The 10,363-nt window shown below is 72.5% G+C and carries 10 protein-coding genes and 1 pseudogene; 2 read left to right on the forward strand and 9 right to left on the reverse strand.

The annotated features are described in order from the left end of the window. Positions 1 to 54: 54 nt before the first annotated feature. Entirely contained in the window at positions 55 to 783 is a 729-nt protein-coding gene (locus ACFY04_RS11515; RefSeq protein WP_389115821.1) for a hypothetical protein, read from the reverse strand. Positions 784 to 1,174: 391 nt separating this feature from the next. On the opposite strand from ACFY04_RS11515, the gene ACFY04_RS11520 reads away from it, so the two are divergent. Continuing rightward, a complete protein-coding gene (locus tag ACFY04_RS11520; protein WP_389115822.1) occupies positions 1,175 to 1,720 on the forward strand; it encodes a hypothetical protein in 546 nt (181 codons plus the stop codon). On the opposite strand, the gene ACFY04_RS11525 is transcribed toward ACFY04_RS11520, so the two are convergent. Further along, positions 1,700 to 2,404 carry a Crp/Fnr family transcriptional regulator gene (locus ACFY04_RS11525; RefSeq protein WP_314243603.1) on the reverse strand — a complete coding sequence of 235 codons (705 nt, stop codon included), beginning with the start codon at positions 2,402 to 2,404 and terminating at the stop codon, positions 1,700 to 1,702. The two genes, ACFY04_RS11520 and ACFY04_RS11525, sit on opposite strands and share 21 nt — an antisense overlap. A 112-nt stretch (positions 2,405 to 2,516) precedes the next feature. Here ACFY04_RS11525 and ACFY04_RS11530 point away from each other — a divergent pair, with 112 nt between their 5' ends. Further along, on the forward strand, positions 2,517 to 2,687 hold the full coding sequence (locus ACFY04_RS11530; RefSeq protein WP_389115823.1) for a type II toxin-antitoxin system RelE/ParE family toxin: 171 nt from the start codon (positions 2,517 to 2,519) through the stop codon (positions 2,685 to 2,687). Positions 2,688 to 2,725: 38 nt separating this feature from the next. Here ACFY04_RS11530 and ACFY04_RS11535 read toward each other — a convergent pair. The 7 genes and pseudogenes from ACFY04_RS11535 to ACFY04_RS11565 form a co-directional block, all read right to left on the reverse strand. Next, a pseudogene (locus ACFY04_RS11535) lies at positions 2,726 to 3,457 on the reverse strand (DUF475 domain-containing protein); the annotation flags it as partial. Positions 3,458 to 3,467: 10 nt separating this feature from the next. Next, a complete protein-coding gene (locus ACFY04_RS11540) occupies positions 3,468 to 4,736 on the reverse strand; it encodes an MFS transporter (protein ID WP_389115825.1) in 1,269 nt (422 codons plus the stop codon). Continuing rightward, on the reverse strand, positions 4,733 to 5,611 hold the full coding sequence (locus tag ACFY04_RS11545) for an isocitrate lyase/phosphoenolpyruvate mutase family protein (RefSeq protein ID WP_389115827.1): 879 nt from the start codon (positions 5,609 to 5,611) through the stop codon (positions 4,733 to 4,735). The genes ACFY04_RS11540 and ACFY04_RS11545 overlap by 4 nt, the downstream gene beginning before the upstream one ends. Positions 5,612 to 5,728: 117 nt before the next feature. Then, positions 5,729 to 6,967, reverse strand: coding sequence for an ATP-grasp domain-containing protein (locus ACFY04_RS11550; RefSeq protein WP_389115828.1), 1,239 nt, complete (start codon positions 6,965 to 6,967; stop codon positions 5,729 to 5,731). Next, a complete protein-coding gene (locus ACFY04_RS11555; protein WP_389115829.1) occupies positions 6,964 to 8,259 on the reverse strand; it encodes an acetyl-CoA carboxylase biotin carboxylase subunit family protein in 1,296 nt (431 codons plus the stop codon). The genes ACFY04_RS11550 and ACFY04_RS11555 overlap by 4 nt, the downstream gene beginning before the upstream one ends. Beyond that, the gene (locus tag ACFY04_RS11560) at positions 8,249 to 9,481 is read right to left on the reverse strand and encodes a pyridoxal phosphate-dependent aminotransferase (RefSeq protein ID WP_389115830.1); all 1,233 of its coding nucleotides are present in this window, start codon (positions 9,479 to 9,481) and stop codon (positions 8,249 to 8,251) included. Before ACFY04_RS11560 ends, ACFY04_RS11555 begins: the two co-directional genes overlap by 11 nt. 144 nt (positions 9,482 to 9,625) lie before the next feature. Beyond that, positions 9,626 to 10,348 (reverse strand): sulfite exporter TauE/SafE family protein, encoded by a 723-nt coding sequence (locus tag ACFY04_RS11565; protein ID WP_389115832.1) that lies wholly within the window; start codon positions 10,346 to 10,348, stop codon positions 9,626 to 9,628. Positions 10,349 to 10,363 lie beyond the last annotated feature (15 nt).

Consider the following 10,363-nt stretch of genomic DNA (forward strand, 5'->3'; position numbering starts at 1 on the left):
CGTGGGCCGATCCGTGGATCTCACGTGTGCACCCCGTCTCCCCGTCCGCTCAACTCACTTGGAGATGCCGAAGACGACGTTCCCGTTGATGACGGTTCCGTACAGACTGTTGGTGGCCGAGTCGCCGCCGCCTGTCGCGGCCGCTGCAGAACCGGAACCCGAACCGGAGGGATGTCCGGGGCGGGGGTCGGAGTCGGAACCAGAGCCGGAACCAGAACCGGAGTTGGAACCGGAACCGGAGTTGGAACCGGAATCAGAACTGGAACCGGGGCCCGCGTCACCGAGGTCCAGCGCGTGGACGTCGTACCCCGGCACCCACAGCCAGGCCCGGCCCCGGTACTCCTTCTTCTCGACGACGACCTCGCGGAACTCCTCAGGCCGGAAGTTGGTGTACCCCTGGGCGACGAGCTCCGTGAAGACCGGCGCGGTCAGCGCGACGGCGAGCGCGGCGTCCGGGGCCGCGGCGAGGGCCCGGCGCAGGGGGTCGCTCTCCAGAATGCGGGAGACCTCGACGGGGCCGGGGCCCACGAAGCCGTTGGGGGCCTCGGACGCCGGGCCGAAGTGCACGGCGGCGCGCAGCGCGAGCCGCGCGCCGGGCACCCGGTCGCGGTTGTGAGCCCGCAGCCCGGCGTCCAGCCGGCGCATGAACGGCTCGACGAGCGCCTGCTCGCCGGAACCGGCCGGGAGCACGGCGAATTCGGAATCCCCGGCGGCCTGCCGTACCCAGGAGGCCCGGTCGAGCCCGGCCGCCTCGGCGGACTCGGAGAGAAGCCGGGGCAACACTGTCTGAATCTCGCGCTGTCGCGCGGTGTCCGCGCTGCCGTAACCTCGCGCGTCGACGGCGAGCAGAAGCCGCCTGTCGAACCTGCCCATCGCACCTACGGACATCCCGTCCTCCTCGTCCGTGACATCGGGAGGCACAGCATGCCGCACCTCCAACTCACTTGCGAATCAGCAGAGTTGCAAGGTTCGAAGCGATGCGGCATGCCGCTCCCGGACCGTTGCCCACCCCCGTGGAGCGCCGGTCGCCCTGCCAGTCGTACACCGGAACCGGCCACTCGCACCCCGTGGAAATACGGGATCCCGCGCAGTCGTCCGATCCCGTAGAAGTGCCTGGTCCGCCGAGCGGGCGGGCGGCTCAATGGGATTCCATCCGAGCCGCGTTGGAGGTTCCGTGACATCCACCCCACCCACCGCGCCCACCGCACCCGCGGCGGCGCCCGCCTCTGCCGGGGGTGCGCCCGCCCCCGCCTCGCGCACGATGCTGACGGTCCTGCAGACGACGCACCAGCACGCCGACGCCAAGGCCGGCATCCTCTCCGCCGTGCAGGCGGCGCTCGTGGGGACGGCGGGCGCGTGGAGCGAGGCGGCGCTCGACGGCTTGCGGCGCGGCGGCCCGCTCGGCTGGCTGGCGGGGGTGCTGCTGGCCCTCTTCGCCTGCGGCCTCTTCGGCGGCGCGGCCTCGCTCGCGCTGGCGCTCCGGCCGCGCGTCTGGCGGCCCGCCGGCCCCAACGACTACAGCTTCGTCCGGCTGGCCGCCGCCCCGGACCCGTCGCCGCCCGTCGCCGCCGAGGACGAGCGGCAGCTGCACGCGGTGATCCGCTTCCTCTCCGACGTGGCCCTGCGGAAGTACCGCTATGTCACGGCCGCCGTGGTGTGCACCGCCGTGATGGGCGCCACCGCCGGTCTCTGCCTGCTGTTACGGCCGCTGCTCGGCTGATCCCCGGGGCCGGCGCGGGGCGGGCGGCGCCACGGGCTCGGGGAGTTCGGCCACCCGGGCGAGCCGGGCGAGGTCGTGCACGGTGGTCGTCCGGTATCCGGTGCCGAGCAGCCCCTCGTCCCGCAGCTCGCGCAGCCCCTTGTGCACCGTGGTCTCCGCGGCGCCGGTGAGCGCGGCGAGTTCGGGCTGGGTGAGCTGGAAGCCGATCACATGACCACCACCCGCCTCGGGCCGCCCGTACGCCACGGCGAGCTCCACCAGAAGCCGTGCGAGGCGCACCTTGACCGGGTACCCCCGGAATTCGAGCCGCCGCCGGTTGGCCCAGCGCAGCCGGTCGGCCACGATCCGGGTCAGCGCCATCGCCACCTCGGGCCTCCTCAGCATGAGCCCGTGCAGGGCCCCGGGCCCGATCACCCGCGCCCGCAACGGCCCACAGGCCACCACCCCGGCCGACCGCGGCGCACCGTCGAGGGCGGCCATCTCGCCCACGCTGTCCCCGCCGACCCGAACGGCGAGCAGCGACTCCTGCCCGTTCTCGACGGTCGCGGTGACCTTGGCGAACCCGCTGAGGATCACGTACAGATGCCGGTCGGTGGCGCCCTCGGTGAGCAGCACACCGCCGGAGCCGAGCGTCAACTCCGAACCCAGCCCGAGTAATTCCGCCCGCGCGGGAGCGGACAGCACCCCGAGCAGACTCCGACCCGGCCATTCCCACTGCCCACCCGGCCCCACGCCCACCACTCCGCCCTCCGCACCCACATCCCGCGCCCGCCCAGGCTAGGCCCTCCCCCGCCGAATGGCCCCACCCGCGCACCGCTGCGCGTCCAGGACCACCGCACTCGTGTCCCAGCCCGAACGACGCCGTCTGCGCGTCGGCGACTACCGCGTCGTCCACACGATCGACAACGGAGAGCTGGTGGTCTGGGTCGTCCACGTCGGGCATCGCTCCACCATTGACGACACCTGACGGTGGAAGCGCACATCCGTCCGCGTCGGCGGCCCGGCTCAGACGCCCGAGGAGACCTCGACCCTCTCGCCGGACCCCGCGCCCTTCGCCTCGGCCGCCGCCAGCCTGCGGTTGCGCCGGACCGAGGAGAAGAAGGACCAGGCGATCAGGATGACGCCGACGAGGCCCGTGACGACCTCGTGGATCTCGTACCGGATGGTGACGAGCAGGATCACGGAGAGGGCGCCGATCGCGTAGTGCGCGCCGTGCTCCAGGTAGACGTAGTCGTCGAGGGTGCCCTGGCGGACCAGGTAGACCGTGAGCGAGCGGACGTACATCGCGCCGATGCCGAGGCCGAGCGACATCAGGACGATGTCGTTGGTGATCGCGAAGGCGGCGATGACGCCGTCGAAGGAGAAGGACGCGTCCAGGACCTCCAGGTAGAGGAACAGGAAGAACGCGGCCTTGCCGGCCATCACGACCGCTCGGACCGTCGCGCCGCTCGTCCTGGCCGCTTCCTCGGCCTCGTGCTCGCGCTGCTCCTCTTCTTCGAGCCTGTTCTCGAAGTAGCCGGAGAGACCGCCGACGACCAGGTAGGTGATCAAGCCCGCGATGCCGGCGATCAGGACGGTCTCCGCCTTGTCCACGTGGATGCCGCCGTACTGGTGAGCGTGGGTGGCGAAGGCCGTCGCGGAGACGAGCAGCACGATGAGCGCGATGCAGACGGAGAGCATGTCGATCCTGCCGAGCTTGGCGAGCGGGCGCTCCAGCCATGCGAGCCACTTGACATCGCCGGCATGGTCACCCCGGTCCGCGGCCTCCGGGCGGCCGGGGGCAACGCGCGCGGCGGCGGGTACGGAGCATCGTCAGGGCGTGGGCCGCTGCCACGGACAGGCCCAGGAGCAGAGCGCCCGTCCACAGTGCGGCGGAGCCCCAGGTCCGCAGCACCGCCATCCCGGCCGGGGCGCCGACCACGAGCCCCAGGTTCCAGACGAAGCCGTACGCGCCCTGGTACGAGCCGGCCCGGCCCGGCGGCGCATGGCGGACCAGGAACGCGGAGGCCTGCGGAACGAGCAGCATCTCGCCGGCCGTCCACACCACCAGGGCGGCGGCGTACGTCCACGGCCCCGTGGCCACCGCGTTGGCCCCGAAGCCGACCGCCACCAGGACCGCCGCACACAGGAACTGGACGTCCACGGCGAGCCGCCGGGTCAGCCGGGAGACAAGCGGCTGGGTGGTGATGATCAGGAATCCGTTGAGCGACACCACCAGGCCGTAGACCTGCGAGGACAGGCCGTGCGCCTTCATGTCGAGCGGCAGTGCCGACTGCTTCTGCAGGTAGATCGCCGCCAGGCAGAACGAGAGCACGAGGAACCACGCGGTCGCGGGGCTGCGGAACGGCGCGAGCAGTCCCCTGACGGTCTCCCGCCCGCCGTCACCGGCCGGCTCCGCCGCACCCGTCGGGGCGGCCTCGGCCCGCGGCCGGGGCCCGGGCAGCCGGTGCGCCAGGCCCGCGTACGCCAGCGCGGTGGTGACGTTGAGCGCGATGAGCCAGTAGCCCGAGGCGGACAGGAGGAAGCCGGAGACGGCCGGGGAGACCGCGGCCCCGATGTTCGACGCCCAGTACAGCAGGCCGAAGGCCCGCACGTGCTCGCTCTCCGGCAGCGCCTGCGCGACCACCACCGTCCCCGCGGGCTTGTGCAGGGTCGACGCGCAGCCGGCCAGGAAGGCTGCCACACCCAGTACGGCCGGCTGGGCCACCGCCGCCAGGACCGCGCAAGCGCCGATGGCGGTGATCTGGGAAACGAGGATCGCGCCGCGCGCGCCGGTACGGTCCGCCAGGACGCCCCCCGCCAGCGAGCCGGTCACCGACCCGGCACCCCACACACCGACGAGGATGCCCGTCACCCCGGGACCGATGCCCGACTCGGCGGCGAGGAAGAGCGTGAGGAACGACGGGACGAGGATCCCCAGCCGGTTCAGCAGGACGCCCGTGAAGAGCAGCCAGAAGACCCCCGGGAGCGGAACACGACATTCCGCTCCCAGTCGGGCCGTCGCCCGGACGGTCACGCGGACTCGAGCTCCTGCCAGTCCGAGAGCCGCTGCAGGGCGAACACGTCCTTGACGGAGGCGATCTTGTCCTCCAGCTGGGTGGTCTCTCCGTGGCTCAGGATCGAGGCGTAGGTGTCCCGCAGCGCCGACACCGTCGCCCGCAGCCCCTGGTTGGCGTAGATGATGGTGGACACGCCGTCCTTGACCGCGTCGTCCGCGTGCCAGTCGGGGTAGGTCGTGGGCACCACGACGACGGGCGCGCGGTCGCGCCACCCCTGGAGGAACTCCAGGACCTGGTCCTTCGTACGGGACTTGGAGTGGATGAGCACGGCGTCCGCGCCCGCATCGACGTAGGCGTGGCAGCGCTCCAGCGCGACCTCCACGCCGAGGCCGTCGATCAGGGCCTCGGTGCGGGCGATGAAGAAGAAGTCCTCACCGCGCTGCGCGTTCTTGGCGACCCGGACCTTGGAGCAGTACTCCTCGGTGTCCAGGAGGGTGTGCGAGGTGGCGACGAAGCTGTTCATCTTCGGGAAGAGCTTGTCCTCCATGCAGACCGCGGTGATGCCGGCCGCCTCGTACTCGTGGACCATGTGCGCGACGTTGAGGTTGTTGCCGTAGCCGGTGTCGACGTCCGCGACGACCGGGATGCCGAGCGCCTTCTGGGTGTGTGCGGCGGCTTCCAGGTACTCGGTCATCGTCAGCACACTGGCGTCGGGCAGGCAGCGGGCCGCCGACACCTCCAGGCTGGAGGCCCATACGGCGTCGAACCCGGCGGCCTGCGCCAGCCGGCCGCCCAGGGCGTCGTGCGCGCCGGCGACGCGGACGGCCTGTGAGAGGGCACGCCGCTGGGCGAGGACGCTGCGGAAGGAGGGGTACGAATCGGGCTTGAACATGTCGGTTCCTTCAGAGTCGTTCAGTGGTCGGTCTTGGGCCGGCCGGGCAGCCGGCAGGGCGCACGGCGGCAGGGCGGCGGGGCGGCGGGGCAGCAGGGCGGTGCCGTGGAGCCCGCCTCAGTGCGAGCCGGCGGTCCGGACCGAGATCAGGGAGAGCGCCCGGCGGGCCCGGTGCAGCGCCTCGCGCCCCGTCGGGGCGGTCGCCACGACGTGCCCGTGCCGGGCGCTGTTGTTGGCCAGGGGCACGGCGACGTCGCCCGGTGCGACGTACAGGCTGACGTCGGCCACGCCTTCGAGACGGCGCGCCGCGTCGTCCCCCCGTACCTCGGTGACCGTTCCGGCATCGGCGGGCAGGAAGGCGATGGCGGCGGCACCCTTGAAGGCCGGCCGGGGCGGTGTCCACCCCGGCAGGTGCAGGGCCACCAGCTCGGCGGGGATGCCGACCCCGGTGGCCAGTTCGACGAGCCGGGTGATCCGGTCGCCTGCCGGACGGCAGTTGATCTCGATCAGCCGGGGCCCGTCGGCCGCGAGCCGCAGTTCGACGTGGACGGCCCCGAGGTCGAACCCGACGGCGCGCACCGCGTCCGCCGCGACCCGGGCGCACCGCTCGTCGAGCCCGTCACCCAGCCCGGCCGGGACGTGGTGGCCGGTCTCCACGAAATGGGGGAGCTCGCCCAGTTCCTTCCAGGTGACGGCGAGGACGGTGATCTCCCCGCCGCTCACCAGCGCCTCGACGCTGACCTCCGGCCCGTCGATGTACTCCTCGACGAGCGCTGCCGGGATCTTGAGCTGGCCGCGCTCGTTGTGGGTGTCCGCCAGGATCGTGCGGACGTGCTCGGCGGCCTCGGCCGCGGTCGCGCACAGCCGGACCCCGTTGCTGCCCCCGTCGTCCAGCGGCTTGACGACGCACGGGAAGCCGAGGTCCGGCCTGCCCGCCTCCTCCGGGCCGGTGACCCGGGCGAACCGCGGAACGGGCACGCCCGCCGCCGCGCACAGCGCGCGCGTGGCCGACTTGTCGCGTGCGGCGCGTACCCCGGCCGGGTCCGGGCCGGGCAGCCCCAGCGCCCGGGCGGCCTCGGCGGCGGCGATCATGTGCCACTCGCCGACCGAGATCAGCGCGTCCGCCGGCGGCGAGAGCCGGCGTACGGCGTCGACGACGGCCCTGGAGTCGTTGGTGTCGCACACCACGACCTCGTCCAGCCAGGCGGTGTCGAGCCGTTCGTGGCCGGCGGCGAGGTAGAGGGACAGGTCCCGGGTCAGGAAGGTGACCCGGTGGCCCGCCTCGCGCGCCGCGAGGATCGCCTCGTACCCGGCGCCGGTGAGGTTGCTCTCCAGGAACGCGATGTGACGGGTCATACCGTCGCCCCGGAGTCGTCGACCGGCTCGGGGGCCACCTCGAACAGCTCCTCGCACAGCGCCGTGAGCTCCCGCAGGTCGGCCGACAGCAGCTCCGGGGACGCCGCGCGCATCTCGATGCGCACCAGCGCCGCCACGCCCTCGTGGCGGGGGCGCACCACGTCCCCGGGCTGCTTGTAGGTGTCGACCTGCACCGTGCTGGACAGGGCGCGGATCGCGTCCAGGGTGCGGTACGAGCGCAGCAGGCCGGCGTGGGCCGGGTACGGCGTGACGACCGCCGCCGCCCCGTCGTGGGCCGGGGTCACCTGCGGCCGTACGCCGCGCATGACGTCCCGGTATCCGGCGATGATGTTGATGCCGAAGGCCTCGCGCAGCAGCGGGGCACGGTTCGCGCCGGGCCGGCCGCCCGCCTCGATCAGCCGGGGGCCGCCGGGGCCCTGGACGAACTCGACGTGCAGCAGGCCGCGGTCGACGTCCAGCGCGCGTACGGCCTCACAGGCCAGCGCGCGCATCCGGTCCTGCTGATCCGCGGTGAGCCGGGTCGCCGTCACCCGGGCGAAGTGGTGGAAGTCGGTGCCGCCGAGGTCGGTACCGGTGACCACGTCGATGACGGGAGTGGTCCACACCTCGCCGTCCAGCACCAGGCACTCGACCGAGTGGTTGGTGCCGGGCAGGTACTCCTCCGCGAGGATCTCCACCGGTACGCCGGACACCCGCTGCTGCTCGGAGAATTCGGGCAGCGTGTCGCGGACCTGCCGGTAGGCGGCGGTCAGCTCGTCGGCGTCCGCGCACAGCGAAACGAAGTAACTGCCCCACAGGTTGCCGGGCTTGAGGATGACGGGGTAGCCGGTTTCGGCGGCGAACCGCAGCAGCCCCGCCTCGTCGGTGGCCACGTGGGAGCGGGCGGAGAATTCGATGCCGATCCGCTCGGCGAACCGGCGCCGCATCTCGCTCTTGCTGCGCACGGCCGTGGCGGCGGCCGGGGTCATGCCGCGCAGGCCGAGCAGGGCGCACACCTCGCTCCACAGCGGAACCAGGGTCTCGTCCACGTTCAGCACGCACTCCAGGCGGTACCGGCCGCGGATCTCCTCGATCCGGTGGGCGATCGCCTCGGCGCCCTGCGAGAAGGCGAACCTCTCGATGAAGTCGAACTCCGGGGGTTCCAGCTTGTGCGGCGTCTCCTCGTCGAGGAGCAGGCCCAGGGCGGACTCGCCGCCGAGCAGTCCGGCGTAGAACTCGGGCCGCTGGGCGGTGCCGAAGTACAGGACGAGCGGCCGGAGGTCACTCGACATCGTCCATCACCTCCCGCAGGCGGGACAGACCCGCGGTGATGCGGTCCTCGGCGATGGCGTACGACAGCCGGAGGAAGCCCTCGCTGCCGAAGGCGGATCCGGGGGTCAGCGCGATGCCGGCGTGCTCCAGCAGGAGTTCGGCGAGCACCCCGCCGTCGGTCACTTCGGTGCCGCGCAGCGTGCGGCCGATGACGTCGCGGCCGTCGACGAAGAAGTAGAACGCGCCCTGGGGGGTGGTGGCCGAGAGGTGCGCGGTGGCGTCCAGGGCCTTCTCGACGATGCCGTGCCGGTGCAGCAGCACCTGGCGGGCCTCGGCGACGAAGGAGTCGAGTTCACCGCGCGCGGCGGGCAGCAGCGCGTGCTGGACCACACTGGTCACGTTGGACGTGGTGTGGCTCTGCAGGTTCTTCATGGCGGAGATCACTGCGGCGGGGCCGTGTACGTGGCCGGCCCGCCAGCCGGTGACGGCGAAGCTCTTGGAGAACGAACCGATGCCGACGACGAGCTCACGGGCGCCGTCGACCAGCGCCGCGGGGTGCGCGTGCTGCGCGCCGGGCAGCACCAGCTCTCCGTAGCACTCGTCGAACAGGATCCACACGCCGTGGCCCTGGGCCCATGCGGTGATCTCGGCCAGTACGCGGGGCGGGTACACGGCGCCGGTCGGGTTGTTCGGCGTGTTCAGCACGAGCATCCGCGTCCGTGGCGTGCGCAGTGCCTCAAGCCGCTCGACGGTGGGCACGAAGCCGGTGTCCGCGGTCTCCACCGGCACCGGTACGGCCCCGGCCAGTTTGATCTGGGCCTGGAAGGTCCCCCAGCCGGGGTTGGGCACGAGCGCCTCGTCGCCGGAATCCAGCAGCACCAGGCACGCCAGGTACAGCGCGTGCTTGGCGCCGGCGGTGACGAGCACCTCGGAGGGCTTGTACGCGACGCCGGACAGCCGGGAGATCCGGTCGGCGAGAGCCTCGCGCAGGGCCGGGATGCCGCCGGTGTCGGTGTAGCGGTGCACGTCCGCGTCAGCGGTGTGCCGCAGCGCGCTCAGCACGTCCGGGTGCGGCGCCAAGTCCAGTTCTCCGGCGGCGAAGTTGACGATGTCGACGCCGCGGGCCCGCAGCGCCTCCGCCTTGTTGCGGGTACCTGAGGTCTTGGAGCCGGATATCAGGGTGCTGCGCCGGGACAACCGCATGAGCGGTTCGCGCCCCGGGCTGACCTGCTGGTCGGGCATGTGGTTCACATCCTTGCGGTGAAATGCGTGGCGGCGGGCAAACGGCGGTGGCCGCTGGGTGATTGCCCGTGAAGCAGGTGGAGCAGGTGAAGCGGGTGAAGCAGGTGGAGCGGGTGGAGTAGGAGGGACGGGTGCGGCGGGGTGTCAGGCGGTGGCCACGCGCAGGACCACCGACAGCGAGCTGACGACCAGCAGGCCGAGGATGACCCGGCGGAAACGCTCGGCGTTCAGGCGGCGGAAGGCCTTCTCGCCGACGAATATCCCGATGAGCAGGGCCGGCACCCCGACGAGGAGCATCTGCCCGACGGTCGCGGTGAGCTGCCCGCTGATCCCGAATCCGGCCAGTGCGGCCAGGCTGGTGCCGGAGAACACCACGCCCAGCGTGGCGCGCTGGACCCGGGGCTCCAGATTCATGCTCTGGAACGCGGCGACCATCGGCGGGCCGTCGATGCCGGTGGCGGCGAAGGAGGCTCCGGAGAACATCCCCACGGCCATCACCGCGCCCAGGCCGCCGCCCAGCGTGATCTTCCGCCACACGATGAAGGTGCCCAGCAGGACCACCGCCGTGATGATGAACAGCAGCACCCGCGAAGGGAGCGTGGCCAGCAGCCACACTCCGAACGGCACGCCGGCCAGCCCGGAGAGCAGGGTGGCCGTCATCAGGCGGCGGTCGACGTGGCGCCAGTCACGGACGGCGATCACCAGGCTGAGCGGGGCGGCCATGATCCCGGCCACGACCACCGCGCTCGCCGGGTCGATGAGCAGCGCCAGGGGTGGGACGGCCACCAGGGAGAAGCCGAATCCCGCCGTGGTGCGTACGACGGAGGCGACGGCCAGCACCAGGAAGGCGCCGAGGAGGATCATCATGGGGGAACGGGTCTC

This window comes from Streptomyces sp. NPDC001549 (assembly GCF_042894025.1).
Classification (GTDB): Bacteria; Actinomycetota; Actinomycetes; order Streptomycetales; family Streptomycetaceae; genus Streptomyces; species Streptomyces kutzneri.